Consider the following 15499-nt stretch of genomic DNA (forward strand, 5'->3'; position numbering starts at 1 on the left):
TCGCGCGAGACGGCTGCCGCCATCGGCTCAACGCGGAGAACGTAGCCGCCAGCAGCCACCACGACAACTCAGCCCGGCAACACCGGGGCCGCCCCGACGGTCGTCAACCCGGGAACCTCCGACCAGCGTGGTTGGCCTTCGCCGGCCGACGCCGAGTACTGCAGCACCCCCTGGGGACCGGCGACGTACACCGTCGACGGGTTGGCCGCGACCGTCGTCACCGGAAGCGCCAAGCCGCGCGCGGGCGCGTCGGAGTTCACCCCGTCGAGGTTCACGTAGGAGACCGGGTGCGTGGCGTCGGTGCGGGTGACCACGATGTCGTCGCCGGTCCGCCAGGACAGCGAGACCACCGAGTTGCCCAGCCCGAAGCCGAGCCGCCGCGGGTAGGTGAGGGCGTACTGGCCTGCCTGCGTCTGCTCGACGCCGGCCAGGATCACCTGCCCGCCGATCACCATCGCGGCGCGGGTGCTGTCCCGAGACAGCTGCAGGTCGGTGATCGGTCCCGGGAAATGGCTGGCGACGGCCGCGGAATCGACCGGGATGCGCGCGGGCTGTCCGGAGGCGGGCTCCTGGATGGCCCGCAGCACGTTGTTGCCGTCCACGACCACCCAGACCGCGTCGTCCAGCGACCAGCTGGGCCGCGACAGGGTGTGCCCGTCGGCGGATTGGACCGCCTCGGCGCCGAGGTCCCCGATCCACAGCGACGCCTCCTGGTCCGGGGCGCCGCGGCGCAGCGTCACCACGGAGGCAACCTGGCGGCCGTTGCGGGACAGCGCGGCCCCGGTCTGGTCCGGCATCCGCCCGAAGGCCCCGGGCACCGTCGTCGTGTGCTGGCCGTCCAGGCCCACCAGCGCGCCGTTGACCAGCGCGTGTAACCCGGCCCCGGCGCCGTCGGCCACGCCCGGGTCGGTGGCGGCGACGTCGGAGGTGGTCCACCCCTCGGCGAACCTGTCGTCCAGCGGTGCGCCGTCGGCATTGATCACGTACGGCCCGCGGATGTCGGCGCGGGCCAGCGTCCAGATGATCTGGGCGGCCAGCAGTTGCCTGCTGTGCGGATCGGTGGTGGACAGCTTCTCCAGGTCGATGCGTGCACCGCCGTAACCGCGGCCGATCCCGTTCTTGCCGCCGTCGGCGCGGGTGACCGGCCCGCGCAGCCGCAGCGGCGGGGCGAGCAGGTTGCGGACGGTGTGGGCCATCTCGGGGCGCGGCCCGGCGATCAGCTTGGAGATCAGCTCGGTGGCCAGCTGGTCGTGGTCGGGCACCGCGACGTAGCGCGGGTCGGGCACCACCGTCTTGCCGGTCGGATCGGCGAAGTAGAGCGTGTTGCGCTTGTAGGTCGCCTGGAACTGCTGCCAGTCCAGGAACACGCCGTTGGGCAGCCGGTCGATACGCCAGCCGCCCGACGTCTTGACCAGCTCGATCGGCCCCGGGTCGGGCAGCACGCCCTCGGCGGTCTCGAACACCCCCATGTCGGACAACGAACCCAGGATGTCGGCCCGCATCGTCGCCGAGACACGGTCGGCTGCACGCGTTTCCACGAAAACGACATGGTCGATCAGCAACGCGCTGCCGGCGTCGTCCCACGCGTTGGACGCGGACTGGGTGAGGAACTGGCGGGCGGCCAGGTGCCGGTTCGCCGGGTCCGCCGTGGCCTTGAGGAACTCCCGCAGCAGCACGTCGGGGTCCATGCCCGGCGTCGGCTTGGGCAGGTTGGACGGCGCGGGCCGCTCGACGGTGCCGATGGCCTGCGGCGCCGACGTGTTGGGCACCCCCGCGCAGCCGCCGAGCAGGACCGCCGCGAACAGCAGGGAGAGCAGGCGCCGCATCTACCCGCTCCTCTCGGCGGGCTCGCGCTGGCGCTGGCGGTCCTTGCGGTGTTGCGGGCCGGTGTCGGCGGCCTGCGGAATCGGCTGCGAATTCGCTTGCGGGACAGGCTTCATGGGCAGTGGGCTGGTGGTCACCTTGTGGCCGCGCACCAGCGGCAGCGTCAGCCGGAAGCAGGAGCCCTCGCCGGGCTCGCCCCAGGCCTCCAGCCGGCCCTGGTGCAGGCGCGCGTCCTCGATGCTGATCGCCAGGCCCAGCCCGGTGCCTCCGGAGCGCCGCACCCGCGACGGGTCGGCGCGCCAGAACCGGCTGAACACCAGCTTCTCCTCGCCGGGGCGCAGCCCGACCCCGTGGTCGCGCACGGTGACGGCGACGGTGTCCTCGTCGGCGCCCATCCGGATCTCCACCGGCTTGTGCTCGGCGTGGTCGATGGCGTTGGCGATCAGGTTGCGCAGGATGCGCTCCACCCGGCGGGTGTCCACCTCGGCGATCACCTCGTGGGCGGGCAGGTCCACCTGCAGCTCGATGCCGGCGTCCTCGGCCAGGTGACCCACGTTGCTCAGCGCGCTGCGCACGGTGGCGCGCAGATCCACCGCCTCCACGGACAGCTCGGCTACACCGGCGTCGTGCCGGGAGATCTCCAGCAGGTCGTTGAGCAGCGTCTCGAACCGGTCCAGCTCGCTGACCATCAGCTCGGTGGAACGCGCCAGCGTGGGGTCGAGATCGGCGCTGTGGTCGTAGATCAGGTCGGCGGCCATGCGCACCGTGGTCAGCGGGGTGCGCAGTTCGTGGCTGACGTCGGAGGTGAACCGGCGCTGCAGGTTGCCGAACTCCTCGAGCTGGGTGATCTGCCGCGACAAGCTCTCGGCCATGTCGTTGAACGACATCGCCAGCCGCGCCATGTCGTCCTCGCCGCGCACCGGCATCCGCTCGGACAGGTGACCCTCGGCGAACCGCTCGGCGATCCGCGACGCCGACCGCACCGGCACCACCACCTGGCGGGACACCAGCAGGGCGATCCCGGCGAGCAGCACCAGCAGCACCGCACCCCCGGTGATCATCGTGCCGCGCACCAGCGTGATCGTGGCCTGCTCGTTCTTCAGCGGGAAGATCAGGTAGAGCTCCAGGTTGGCCACCTGCGATGACGCCGGCGAGCCGATGACCAGCGCGGGCCCCGAGAAGCCGTCGGTGTGCACGGTGGCGTACTGATAGGCCGCCTGCCCCGCCTTGACGAAACCCCGCAGCGCGTTGGGCACCTGGTCGACGGGTCCGGCCGTGGTGGCGGCGCGGGGGCCGTCGCCCGGCACCATGAGCACCGCGTCGAACGCGCCGGCCAGCCCTGCGCCCGAGGCCGGGTCGGTCTTGGAGGTCAGCGTGTTGCGGGCCAGCTGCAGGCTGCTGTCCAGCGAGCGCGTCTCCTCGCCGCTGACGATGCCGCCGACCGTCGTACGCGCCCGCTCGATCTGCTCGATGCCGGCTCGGACCTTAACGTCGAGCACGCGATTGGTGAGCTGGCTGGTCAGCACGAAGCCGAGCGCCAGGATCACTCCGAGCGACAGCCCTAGAGTCAACGCCACCACGCGCAGCTGCAGCGATCGGCGCCAGGCGACGGCCACGGCGCGACTGACCGCGCCCATGCCGCGAGGCAGGGGACCCGAGCGGCCCCAGCGACTACGAGTGCGTCGGCGTGAGCCGAAGATCACCGGCGCCGCTCCTCAGCATCGCTTCGCTCTGCATCGTCACCGACGCGGATCACCGGCGCCGCTCCTCAGCATCGCGGATCACGGGGGTCCGGCCTTGTACCCCACTCCTCGAACGGTCAACACCACGGTCGGGTTCTCAGGGTCCTTCTCGACCTTGGCCCGCAGGCGCTGGACGTGCACGTTAACCAGGCGGGTGTCCGCCGGGTGCCGGTATCCCCACACCTGTTCGAGCAGCACATCACGAGTAAACACCTGACGCGGTTTACGTGCCAGCGCGACCAGCAGGTCGAACTCCAGCGGGGTCAGGGAGATCTGCTCGCCGTTGCGGGTGACCTTGTGCGCCGGCACGTCGATCTCGACGTCGGCGATAGACAGCATCTCGGCCGGCTCGTCGTCGTTGCGGCGCAACCGGGCGCGCACCCGCGCGACCAGCTCCTTGGGCTTGAAGGGCTTCATGATGTAGTCGTCGGCGCCGGACTCCAGGCCCAGCACCACGTCCACGGTGTCGGTCTTGGCGGTCAGCATCACGATGGGGATGCCGGAGTCGGCGCGCAGCACCCGGCACACGTCGATGCCGTTCATGCCGGGCAGCATCAGGTCCAGCAGCACCAGGTCGGGCCGCAGCTCGCGCACCGCGGTCAGGGCCTGGGTACCGTCGCCGATGACCGCGGTGTCGAAGCCCTCCCCGCGCAGCACGATGGTGAGCATCTCGGCCAGCGAAGCGTCGTCATCGACGACGAGAATCCTTTGCCTCATGGTCTCCATGGTGTCACCAGATCGGGACAAATTACGGGCGCCACACCAGCGTTTCTTGCGCTAGGCGGCCAAAACCGTCAATTTCCGGCCTGCGGAGCCCTCAGCGTCGCCGCCAGACGGGCCGGATCGACGTCCGCCTCGACCACCTGCCAGCACCCACCCCAGCCCGCGGCGGCCAGCCCGGCATACACCGCGCCGGTGCGCTGCTGCAGCCCGTCGTCGCGCTCGTAGGCATCGCGCTGCCGGCCCGGCTCGACGGCGGCCCGGTGGCGCGCCCGCCGCCCGGCGAGTTCGGCGGACACCGCGAGCAGCACCTGCCAGTCCGGCGCGGGCAACCCCAGCCGGCCATATTCGAGCCGGTGCACCCACGCGACCGCCTCCCCCGCGGCGTCCTGGTGCAGCCGCGCGGCGCTGTAGGCCGCGTTGGAGGCGACGTAGCGATCCAGGATCACCACGTCGTGATCGCGGCCCAGGTGCTCGATCTCGCCGACGGCCCCCGCGCGGTCGAGCGCGAACAGCGTCGCCATCGCGTAGACCGACGACGCGAGGTCGCCGTGCTCGCCGTGCAACGCCTCCGCGGCGAGGTCCGCGGTCACCGATCGCCCGTAGCGCGGGAAGTCCAGCGTGGCCACCGACCAGCCGGCGGCCTCGAACGCCTTGCGCAGCCCGTCGGTCAGCGTCCGCTTGCCGGCGCCGTCGACCCCTTCGATCGCGATCAGCACGCCGCGAGCCCAGCTACGCCATCGCGCGAGCGTGCGCAGTTGTACGTGCGTTACGGCGTGCCGCCGTACAAACACGCACGCTCGCGGTCATATCGGGGCTCAGTACCGGTAGTGGTCCGGCTTGTAGGGGCCCTCGACGTCGATGCCGAGGTACTCGGCCTGCTCCTTGGTCAGCTTGGTCAGCTGGCCGCCGAGCGCCTCGACGTGGATGCGGGCCACCTTCTCGTCGAGGTGCTTGGGCAGCCGGTACACCTCGTTGTCGTACTCGTCGTTCTTCGTCCACAGCTCGATCTGGGCGATCACCTGGTTGGAAAAGCTGTTGCTCATCACGAACGACGGGTGGCCGGTGGCGTTGCCCAGGTTCAGCAGCCGGCCCTCGGACAGCAGGATGATCGACTTGCCGCTGTCGGGGAACGTCCACAGGTCGACCTGCGGGCGGATGTTGGTCCTGGTCGCGCCCGACTTCTCGAGCTGGGCGACCTGGATCTCGTTGTCGAAGTGCCCGATGTTGCCCAGGACCGCATGGTCCTTCATCGCCTTCATGTGCGCCAGCGTGATGATGTCCTTGTTGCCGGTGGCGGTGATGACGATGTCCGCCTCGGCGATGGCGTCCTCGACCGTCTTGACGTCGTAGCCCTCCATCAGCGCCTGCAGCGCGTTGATCGGGTCGATCTCGGTGACGACGACCCGCGCCCCCTGACCCTTGACCGATTCGGCGCAGCCCTTGCCCACGTCGCCGTAGCCGCAGATCAGCACCTTCTTGCCGCCGATCAGCACGTCGGTGCCGCGGTTGATCCCGTCGATCAGGGAGTGCCGGCAGCCGTACTTGTTGTCGAACTTGGACTTGGTCACAGAGTCGTTGACGTTGATCGCCGGGAACGCCAGATCACCGGCCGCGGCGAACTGGTAGAGCCGCAGCACGCCGGTGGTGGTCTCCTCGGTGACGCCCTTGACCGACTCGGCGATCTTGGTCCACTTGCCCTTGTCGGTCTCGAAACGGCGGCGCAGCAGCTCCAGGAAGATCTTCCACTCGGTGGGGTCGTCGTCCTCGGCGGGCGGCACCACGCCGGCCTTCTCGTACTGGGCGCCGCGCAGCACCAACATGGTGGCGTCGCCGCCGTCGTCGAGGATCATGTTGGCCGGCTGGTCGGGCCACGTCAGCATCTGCTCGGCGGCCCACCAGTACTCCTCCAGCGTCTCGCCCTTCCAGGCGAACACCGGAACTCCCTTGGGCTCCTCGGGGGTGCCGTAGGGGCCGACGACGACGGCCGCCGCCGCGTGGTCCTGGGTGGAGAAGATGTTGCACGACGCCCAGCGCACCTCGGCGCCCAGCGAGACCAGGGTCTCGATGAGCACCGCGGTCTGGACCGTCATGTGCAGCGAGCCCGAGATCCGCGCGCCCTTGAGGGGCTGCACGTCGGCGTACTCCCGGCGCAGCGACATCAGACCCGGCATCTCCTGCTCGGAGAGCTCGATGTCGCGCCGCCCGTAATCCGCCAGCGACAGATCGGCAACCTTGAAGTCGATGCCGTTCCGGACGTCGGCACTCAGCGATTTTTCGGTCGTCGTCATAGCGTCTCTCATCCTTACTCGAGGCTCACCGTCACTAGCGGTACTTAGCTTTAGTATGTTCTTCCGCCACTGTAGTAGGCGGCGTCGCGGGCCCTCAATCAGGGAGAGTCGGGGCAGGCCGTCAGGGCAGATTGACCACGCCGTGGCGCTCCGCGAACGGCGTCATCAACCGGGCCAGGTCGGCCGCGACGTCGTGGTCGGCCTCGGGTGGCATGGACACGTAGCTCAGCGCCAGCCGCACGATAGCGCGGCCCAGCACGCCGGCGTCCTCGTCGCTGGCGGCCACCCAGCTCTGGGTGAGCGCCGTCGTCAGCCGGCTCGACGCGCGGGCGATGATGGGCGCGCTGTCGGTGGTGATGATCTGCAGCAGATCGGGCTTGGCCACCCCCGTCAGCAACGAGATCACCAGCGGGTCGGCCGCCGACTCGGCGAAGAAGTCGCGAAAGCCGTGCAGGAACGCCTCGTAGATGTCGCCGACATGGGCGTTCAGGGCGGCGTGCACGGTATCGACCAGCCGGTCGGCCAGGCGCAGGGCGTACCCCTGCGCCAGGCCCTGCCGCGAGCCGAACTCGTTGTAGATGGTCTGCCGGCTGACGCCGGCGGCGCGGGCCACGTCGGACAGCGTGACGGCGGACCAGTCGCGGGCCAGCAGCAGTTCCCGCATCGCGTCGAGCACCGAGTCGCGCAGCAGCAGCCGCGAGGCCTCGGCGTACGGCATCCGCTTCACAGGCGCGACGATATCTGTTTTCGCGGCCGCATTCGCGGGGATGGCGGTGGCCGATCACGGGCGCGCTATCTCCACCATCTCGAAGTCCGACTTCGCCGCGCCGCAGTCCGGGCAGCTCCAGTCCTCGGGGATGTCGTCCCAGCGGGTGCCGGGCTCGATGCCATCCTCCGGCCAGCCCTTGGCCTCGTCGTACTCGAAGCCACACTGCACGCAGACGAAGAGCCTGTAGTCGTTCATCGGTTCACTCCTCAGGGTTTCGAAGTCACGGTCTCGAAGTCACGATTTCGAAGTCGACCTTCTCGCGCACCGCGCAGTCCGGGCAGCACCAGTCGTCGGGGATCCGATCCCAGGCCGTGCCGGCCGGGAAGCCCTCGCGCGCATTGCCCTCGGCCTCGTCGTAGACGTAGCCGCAGCCCGGGCAGCGGTAGGCGGTCATGCCGCCTCCGCCTGTTCGGGCGCCCCGTACCTGGCCAGCATCTTGGCCCGCAGGCGCGGCTGCACGTTGACCCTGGTGATGTCACCGTCGTAGTGCGCGAGCACCCGGTGGTCCATCACCTTGCGCCACAGCGGCGGGAAGTAGGTCAGCGAGATCATCGACGCGTACCCGCTGGGCAGGTTGGGGGCGCCTTGCATGCTGCGCAGCGTCTGGTAGCGGCGGGTCGGGTTGGCGTGGTGGTCGCTGTGCCGCTGCAGGTGGTACAGGAACAGGTTGGTGACGATGTGGTCGGAGTTCCAGCTGTGCACCGGCGCGCAGCGCTCGTAGCGCCCGCCGGCGGTCTGCTGCCGCAGCAGCCCATAGTGCTCGAGGTAGTTGACCGCCTCGAGCAGGCTGAACCCGAAGACGGCCTGGATCAGCACGAACGGAATCAGCGAAGGGCCGAACACCGCGATCAGCACGCCCCACAGCAGCACCGACATTCCCCAGGCGTTGAGCACGTCGTTGGACAGGTAGGTCCGCGGGTCCCACGGGCTGCGGCCGAGCCGCCGAAGCCGCTGGGCCTCCAGCCGCAGCGACGAGCGCAGGCTGCCGAACACGCTGCGCGGCAAGAACTCCCAGAACGTCTCCCCGAAGCGGGCCGAGGCCGGGTCCTCCGGGGTGGCGACCCGCACGTGGTGGCCGCGGTTGTGCTCGATATAGAAGTGCCCGTAGCAGGTCTGCGCCAGGGTGATCTTCGACAGCCAGCGCTCCAGCGAGTCCTTCTTGTGGCCCATCTCGTGCGCGGTGTTGATGCCGACACCGCCGAGCACGCCGACCGACAGCGCCACGCCGAGCTTGCCCGCCCAGCCGAGCGCGCCGTCATAGCCCAGCCAACTCAGGTCGGAAGCGGTGAACAGATAGGCGCCCATCACCACGCTCAAGTACTGGAACGGGACGTAGACGTAGGTGCAGTAGCGGTAGTACCTGTCGTTCTCCAGCCGTTCCATCACCTCGTCGGGCGGGTTCTGCCCGTCCGGCCCGAAGCGCAGGTCCAGGATCGGCAGCACGACGTAGACCAGCAGCGGGCCGATCCACAGCAACGCCTGCGAGCCGGTCTGCCACCCGAGCCGGTTGAGCGCCCAGATCAACGGCAGCATCACGAACAACGCCGTCGGGGCGACGAGCCCGAGCAGCCACAGCCGGCGCTTCTTGTCCCGCCAGACCGGCGCCTCGGCTCGTTCGACGTCCCGGCCCGCCCGGGAGTTGAGCGTGGTCATATGCCAAACCTCCTCATGAGTCACACCACTACTTGAGGTTGACAATAAGACCTGATACGTCTCATGTCTAGACATAAGATGCTATTTTGTAAAGCGATTACGCGGCGTCCACCCGGTCCGCCTCCCGGAGCCCCTGCGCCGAGTGCCGGTACCCGTACCCGAGGTAGATGCCGATCCCCACGAGCAGCCAAACCCCGAAACGGATCCAGGTCAGCGCGGTGAGGTTGAGCATCAGCCACACGCAGGCGCAGATCGAGGCGATCGGCAGCAGCGGCACCCACGGCGCCCGGAAGCCGCGCTCGAGATCGGGACGCGTGCGGCGCAGCACCATGACACCGGCGGAGACCAGGACGAACGCGAACAGCGTTCCGACGTTGACCATCTCCTCGAGCTTGTCGATCGGGAACACCGAGGCCGTCAGCGCCACCACCACCGCGACCAGAACGGTGATCCGCACGGGGGTCCCCCGCGCACCGGTCTTGGCCAGCGAGCGCGGCAACAGCCCGTCGCGCGCCATCGCGAACAGGATCCGGCACTGCCCGAGGATCAGCACCATCACCACGGTGGTCAGCCCGGCCAGCGCCCCGACCGCGATGACCTTGCTGGCCCAGTGCACACCGTTCGCGGTGAACGCCGTGGCGAGGTTGGCCTGCCCCAGGCCCGGGACGGTCTTGAGTTTCCAGTAAGGCACCATGCCCGACAGCACGACCGACACCGCGACGTAGAGGACCGTGACGATCGCCAGCGACACCAGGATGCCCTTGGGGACGTCCCGCTGGGGCCGCTTGGTCTCCTCGGCCATGGTGGCCACGATGTCGAAGCCGATGAACGCGAAGAACACGATCGACGCCCCCGCCAGCACGCCGTACCAGCCGTAATGGCTGCTGTGCGCCCCGGTCAGCAGCGACAGCACCGACTGGTTGACGCCCGAGGCCTCGTGGCCCGCTTCGGGCGGCGGGATGAACGGCGAGTAGTTCGAGCCCTTGACGTAGAAGGCGCCGACCACCACGACCAGCACCACCACCGCCACCTTGACGCCGGTGACCACCGCCGAGAACCGCGACGACAACTTGGTGCCCAGCGCGACCAGGGTCGCCACCACCGCGACGATCAGCAGCGCCCCCCAGTCGAGCCGGACCGATCCCAGTGCCAGGCGGCTACCGGCGAATCCGGTCACCGTCGCCAGGTAGGTCGACCAGCCCTTGGACACCACGGCCGCGCCGATCGCCAGTTCCAGCAACAGGTTCCAGCCGATGATCCAGGCCAGGAACTCGCCGAAGGTGGCGTAGGAGAAGGTGTAGGCGCTGCCGGCCACCGGCAGCGTGGAGGCGAACTCGGCGTAGCACAGCGCCGCCAGCGCGCAGGTGACCGCCGCGATCACGAACGAGACCCAGATCGCCGGGCCGGTGATGTCGCCGGCGGTCGAGGCGGTCACCGTGAAGATGCCGGCGCCAATCACCACCGCGACGCCGAACACCACCAGGTCCCACCAGTTGAGGTCCTTGCGCAGCCGGGTGTCCGGCTCGTCGGTGTCGGACGGCCTGTTCCCCGGGCTGCTGCAGGACATGGTCGCCGCGGGCGTGCCGATGCTCGAGAACCGGCCCGACTGCATCCACCTCGGCGCCGCGATCGATTGCTCGACGGACTGCGACATGGTCGCCGCGGGCGTGCCGATGCTCGAGAACCGGCCCGACTGCATCCACCTGCGCCACCGAATTCACCGCCTACGTGGCACATTTGGAATGGCAGCTGCGCCGGCGCGTCCGCGACATCGCCAACGTCGAGATCGTGCGGCACTTTGTCGCCGAGCCACCGGGCCCGGCAGCGGGTCACCGGGGTGCTGCTGGACCCCGGCGGCACCGAGTTCGTGCCGGCCGGCCTGGTCGTCGACGCGGCCGGCCGCGGCACCCGGCTACCGGTGTGGCTCGAGCAGTGATCGACCCTGGACATCGGCATCAACTACGCCACCCGGGTACGGTCCCCGACGGCCTGATCGCCGAGAAGGTCGTCGTCGGGCCTCCCACGACCAGTCGCTGGGGCTGGGCATGCTGTGCTACGAGGACGGCACCTGGGTGCTCACCACCTTCGGGGTGGCCGACGCCAAACCGCCGCAGACGTTCCCGGACATGCTGGCGCTGGCCGGCGAGCTGCTGCCGGCGCATTTCACCGCCGCGCTGGCGCAGGCGGAGCCCCTCGACGAGCCGGCGTTCCACGCGTTCCCGACCAGCCGGTGGCGGCGCTACGACAAACTGGACCGCTTCCCGGGCGGTATCGTGCCGTTCGGCGACGCGGTCGCCAGCTTCAACCCCACCTTCGGGCAGGGTATGACGATGGCGTCGCTGCAGGCCGGGCACCTGCGGCGGGCGCTGCAGCAGCCGGAGCACCGGGTGGCGGCGACGCTGAACCGGGCCACCGCCAGGACCACCTACCCGGTGTGGCTGATGAACGCCATCGGCGACGTCAGCTTCCACCACGCCGAGACCGACCCCATCCCCCGCTGGTGGCGGCCGGTCGGTGCGCTGTTCGACCAGTTCCTCGGCGCGGCCGAGACCGAACCCGCGCTGGCCGAATGGTTTCTGCGCCGGTTCTCGCTGCTCGACAGCCTCTACATGGTGCCGCCGCCGCGGCTCGTCGGCCGGGCGATCGCGCACAACTTCAAGCTGTGGCTGGGCGAGCGCCGGCAGGCCTCCCCGCAGCGGCGGGCCGTCACAGCCCCACGGTCGCCCTGAACAGCTTGGTCGGCTCGCGCGCGACGAGCCGGATCGGACCGTCGTCGGCGGCCACCCAGGCGGCCATCCCGCGCCGCAGCGTCAGCGAGCCGGACTTGGCGTGCACCGTCGTGGCGCCCTCGGTGCACAGCAGGACCTGCGGCCCCTCGTGGCTGCACGCCGCGTCGACCTCGTGCCCGAGGTACTCGCCCTCCAGGGCCAGCAGCGCCACCGCGAACTCCTCGGCCGGGGTCTCGTACACCATCCCGAAACCCTCGCGGCGGACGTGCGGGCGCAGCCGCGCCTCGGCGGTGGGCTCGAAGTCGAGGACCCGCAGCAGCTCGGGGACGTCGACGTGCTTGGGGGTCAGCCCGCCGCGGAGCACGTTGTCGGAGTTGGCCATCACCTCGACGGCGAAACCCCGCAGGTAGGTGTGCAGGTTTCCGGCCGGAACGAAGATCGCCTCATTCGGGGCCAGGCTGATGCGGTTGAGCAACAGCGCCGCCAGCACCCCGGCGTCGCCGGGGTAGCGTTCCCCGAGCTCGAGCACCGTCTTGACCTCGTCGGCGAACTCGGTCGCGCCGGAGCTGACGTAGGCGATCGCGCCGTCCAGCACGGCCGCGACCAGCGCGTCGAGGTCGGGCTGGGGCGCGGTGATCCAGGTCGTGAACAGCGCCCGCAGGCCGTCGGCGTCGGACTGGTCGTTGAGCAGCTCGATATAGGGGTCCAGCTCGGCGATCGCCAGCGCCCGCAGCAGCTCCGCGGTGCGCGAGGCCCGACGGAACCCGGCCAGCGCCTCGAAAGGCTGCAGCGCGACCAGCAACTCCGGCTTGTGGGAGGTGTCGCGGTAGTTGCGGACCGGCGAGTTCACCGGGATGCCGAGGCGCTCCTCGCGCAGGTAGCCCTCGACGGCCTGCGCGGCGCTGGGATGTGCCTGCAGCGACAGCGGCTCGTCGGCCGCCAGCACCTTCACCAGGAACGGCAGCACGTCGCCGAACCGGGCACGCGAGCCGGGTCCGAGCTGCCCCTCCGGATCGGCGACCAGCGCGTCCAGCAACGACACCTCGCCGTGCTCGGTTTCCAGCCAGGCCGGATCGCCCGGGTGTGCGCCGAACCAGAGCTCGGCCTCCGGATGGGCCGCCGGCACCGTCCGGCCGGTGAACTCGGCGATGGCCGTACGCGACCCCCATGCGTACGTCCTCAAGGCCCCGCGTAGCAGTTCCACGTGTCTATCTATCCCCGCACCAGTTGCATGTAAACCGCGGCCATCTCCAGCCGGAGGGCCAATACTGCCAGTTGCGCCCAGGCGCTGCCCGCACCGGTCGGCGTGCGCTCGGCACCGGCCGCACCACCGGCCTCGGCCGGTCCGCCGGGCGCCTCCGGCAAATCCGGCACGTCCTCGGCGCAGACCAGGTGGACGTCGTCGAGGCCGGCCACGCGCGCCGCCACCACCGTGCGTTCGGCGGCCAGCGTGAGCGCCAGCACCCGCAGCCGTTCGGGCAGCGGCCCGTCGATCTGCTCGTCGTGGAAGAGCGCGTCCACCGACGACGCGGCACCGCCGAAGCCGTCGCTCGCGCGCAGCGCCACCACCGCGTCGGCGAGCCCGGCGGCGCCGACCACCTCGTGCGCGATCCGCAACAGGATCGAACTACCGTGCCGCGCCACGGCCAGCGTGGCGGCGCAGTCGCCGGCCAGCGCGACCCGGCGGCCGGACATGCGCGCGGCGATCGTCTTGGCCGGGTTGGTGAACGGGTCGCGGCCCGCGCTGTTGCGCAGGGCCTCGGCGTCCAGCTCGTCGGCGAGCCGCTCCAGATCGATGCCCGTTCTGGCGTCCACGGTGCGCAGGGCGGCCAGGCCGGCGGCCAGGTAGCGGCACAACCCGAACTCGTCGGGCACCCACAGCCGCGGGCCGAGCACGGCGACCCGGCCGGCGGTGGAATCCCGCAGCGGGCCCTCATACGGTGCCGCCACCACGACCCGCGCGCCGCGGCGCACCCCGGTCGCGGCGGCCGTGACCAGCGCCGGATCGCCGGGGTCGTCGCCGGCGACGATCAGCACGTCGAGCGGGCCGACCCACGGCGGCGCCTCGCCGAGCACCGCGATGGGCGCGGAGACCTCGCCGCCGAGCGTCGCGGCCAGGATGGCGCCGGCGGTCTCGGCGGTTCCGCGGCCGGCCACCCAGATCACGCTGCGCGGCGGGTGGTCGACGCGCAGCGTGTCCAGCGTCCCCTCCTCGGCGGCGGCGGCGACGGCACGCACTTGGGCGCCGGCCGACGACGCCGCCCGCAGCAGGCCGTCCCGGTCGGCGGCCAGCAGGCCCTCGGCGTCCTCGAGATCGATCGCCCGGGTCGCGTTCACGGGACGGCGTCCCCCGGCACCGCCGCGGTCGCCGCGCCGATCTCCACCCGGACCCGATCGACGACGGCGGCGACGTCCTCGGCGCTGCGGGCCTCGACGTTGAGCCGCAGCAGCGGCTCGGTGTTGGAGCTGCGCAGGTTGAACCAGCTGCCGTCGCCGAGGTCGACGGTCACCCCGTCGAGGTGGTCGATGGAGTGGATGCGGGCGCCGAACGACCTCAGCACGGCCTCCACGCACCGCGGCGCGTCGGCCACCGTGAAGTTGATCTCGCCGGAGGATTCGTAGCGCTGGTAGTCGGCGGTCAGCTCCGACAGCGGCCGGTCCTGCTCGCCGAGGGCGGCCAGCACGTACAAAGCTGCCAGCATCCCGGAGTCGGCGCCCCAGAAGTCGCGGAAGTAGTAGTGGGCCGAGTGCTCGCCGCCGAAGATCGCGCCGGTGTCGGCCATCAGCGCCTTGATGTAGGAGTGGCCGACCCGCGAGCGCAGCGGCGTGCCGCCCCGTTCGGTGATCAGTTCGGGCACCGCCCGGGAGGTGATGACGTTGTGGATGACGGTCGCGCCGATCTCGCGCTTGAGCTCGCGGGCGGCGACCAGGCCGGTCACCGTCGAGGGCGCCACCGGTTTGCCGCGCTCGTCGACCACGAAGCAGCGGTCGGCGTCGCCGTCGAAGGCCAGCCCGATGTCGGCCCCGGTCTCGCGCACGTAGGCCTGCAGATCCACCAGGTTGGCCGGGTCGAGCGGGTTGGCCTCGTGATTGGGGAACGAGCCGTCGAGCTCGAAGAACAAGGGCAGCAACATGATCGACTCGATAGCGCCGAGCACGGCAGGCGTGGTGCCCGGCCATCCCGTTGCCGGCGTCCACCGCCACCCGCAGCGGGCGCAGCCCGGAGGTGTCCACGAGCGAACGCAGGTAGGCGCCGTAGTCGGCGAGCACGTCGCGATCGGCGACGGCGCCGGGTTGCCCGTCGTAGGCCGCGACCCCGGCGATCACGTCGTCGCCGATCACGTTCAGCCCGGTGTCGGCCCCGACGGGTTTGGCCCCGGCGCGGCACAGCTTGATCCCGTTGTAGGCCGCCGGGTTGTGGCTGGCAGTGAACATCGCACCGGGGCAGTCCAACAGCCCCGAGGCGAAGTAGAGCTGATCGGTGGACGCCAGGCCGATGCGCACCACGTTCAGGCCCTGCCCGGTGACGCCGGCGGCGAACGCCGCCGCCAGCGTCGGTGAGCTCTCCCGCATGTCGTGGCCGATCACGACCTGGCGCGCACCCTCGGCGCGCATCAGGTGCGCGAACGCCGCCCCCAGATCGGTGACCAGCGGCTCGTCGAGTTCCTCACCGACCAGCCCACGCACGTCGTAGGCCTTGACGACACGGTGGACAGTCGCGGCGGGCCGAGACATGCGGGGCCTCCTGACGCCATGGATTGCTTCGCCTCT

12 protein-coding genes and 2 pseudogenes are annotated in these 15499 nt (G+C 70.6%); 1 reads left to right on the plus strand and 13 read right to left on the minus strand.

Annotation, left to right across the window (positions count from 1 at the left end; translation table 11 throughout):
* Window positions 1–68: 68 nt before the first annotated feature.
* The 10 genes from lpqB to AB8998_RS23730 all read right to left on the minus strand — a co-directional run bounded on the left by lpqB (window position 69) and on the right by AB8998_RS23730 (window position 10566).
* Entirely contained in the window at window positions 69–1826 is a 1758-nt protein-coding gene (gene lpqB / locus AB8998_RS23685; protein ID WP_369740101.1) for an MtrAB system accessory lipoprotein LpqB, read from the minus strand.
* The gene (mtrB, locus tag AB8998_RS23690; protein WP_369740102.1) at window positions 1827–3527 is read right to left on the minus strand and encodes an MtrAB system histidine kinase MtrB; all 1701 of its coding nucleotides are present in this window, start codon (window positions 3525–3527) and stop codon (window positions 1827–1829) included.
* Window positions 3528–3605: 78 nt separating this feature from the next.
* Window positions 3606–4292, minus strand: coding sequence for a two-component system response regulator MtrA (gene mtrA / locus AB8998_RS23695; RefSeq protein ID WP_369740104.1), 687 nt, complete (start codon window positions 4290–4292; stop codon window positions 3606–3608).
* Window positions 4293–4360: 68 nt separating this feature from the next.
* Window positions 4361–5005 carry a dTMP kinase gene (locus AB8998_RS23700; RefSeq protein ID WP_369740106.1) on the minus strand — a complete coding sequence of 215 codons (645 nt, stop codon included), beginning with the start codon at window positions 5003–5005 and terminating at the stop codon, window positions 4361–4363.
* A 99-nt stretch (window positions 5006–5104) separates the two neighbouring features.
* Entirely contained in the window at window positions 5105–6577 is a 1473-nt protein-coding gene (gene ahcY / locus AB8998_RS23705; protein WP_369740108.1) for an adenosylhomocysteinase, read from the minus strand.
* Between the two features lie 121 nt (window positions 6578–6698).
* On the minus strand, window positions 6699–7295 hold the full coding sequence (alkX, locus tag AB8998_RS23710; RefSeq protein WP_369741729.1) for a TetR family transcriptional regulator AlkX: 597 nt from the start codon (window positions 7293–7295) through the stop codon (window positions 6699–6701).
* A gap of 63 nt (window positions 7296–7358) precedes the next feature.
* Window positions 7359–7541 carry a rubredoxin gene (locus tag AB8998_RS23715; RefSeq protein WP_369740109.1) on the minus strand — a complete coding sequence of 61 codons (183 nt, stop codon included), beginning with the start codon at window positions 7539–7541 and terminating at the stop codon, window positions 7359–7361.
* A 25-nt stretch (window positions 7542–7566) separates the two neighbouring features.
* A complete protein-coding gene (locus AB8998_RS23720; protein ID WP_369740111.1) occupies window positions 7567–7740 on the minus strand; it encodes a rubredoxin in 174 nt (57 codons plus the stop codon).
* Window positions 7737–8999: an alkane 1-monooxygenase gene (locus AB8998_RS23725; RefSeq protein WP_369740112.1), complete on the minus strand. Its 1263-nt coding sequence runs from the start codon at window positions 8997–8999 to the stop codon at window positions 7737–7739. The genes AB8998_RS23720 and AB8998_RS23725 overlap by 4 nt, the downstream gene beginning before the upstream one ends.
* 97 nt (window positions 9000–9096) lie before the next feature.
* A complete protein-coding gene (locus AB8998_RS23730) occupies window positions 9097–10566 on the minus strand; it encodes an amino acid permease (RefSeq protein ID WP_369740114.1) in 1470 nt (489 codons plus the stop codon).
* On the opposite strand from AB8998_RS23730, the pseudogene AB8998_RS23735 reads away from it, so the two are divergent.
* A pseudogene (locus tag AB8998_RS23735) lies at window positions 10538–11728 on the plus strand (oxidoreductase); the annotation flags it as partial. The gene AB8998_RS23730 and the pseudogene AB8998_RS23735 sit on opposite strands and share 29 nt — an antisense overlap.
* Here AB8998_RS23735 and manA read toward each other — a convergent pair.
* The 3 genes and pseudogenes from manA to AB8998_RS23750 all read right to left on the minus strand — a co-directional run bounded on the left by manA (window position 11706) and on the right by AB8998_RS23750 (window position 15463).
* On the minus strand, window positions 11706–12932 hold the full coding sequence (gene manA, locus AB8998_RS23740; RefSeq protein WP_369740115.1) for a mannose-6-phosphate isomerase, class I: 1227 nt from the start codon (window positions 12930–12932) through the stop codon (window positions 11706–11708). The pseudogene AB8998_RS23735 and the gene manA overlap by 23 nt on opposite strands.
* Before the next feature lie 8 nt (window positions 12933–12940).
* The gene (locus AB8998_RS23745; protein WP_369740116.1) at window positions 12941–14065 is read right to left on the minus strand and encodes a TobH protein; all 1125 of its coding nucleotides are present in this window, start codon (window positions 14063–14065) and stop codon (window positions 12941–12943) included.
* Window positions 14062–15463: pseudogene (locus AB8998_RS23750) on the minus strand (phosphomannomutase/phosphoglucomutase). The gene AB8998_RS23745 and the pseudogene AB8998_RS23750 overlap by 4 nt, the downstream one beginning before the upstream one ends.
* Between the last annotated feature and the right edge of the window lie 36 nt (window positions 15464–15499).

Source organism: Mycobacterium sp. HUMS_12744610, from assembly GCF_041206865.1.
Classification (GTDB): Bacteria; Actinomycetota; Actinomycetes; order Mycobacteriales; family Mycobacteriaceae; genus Mycobacterium; species Mycobacterium servetii.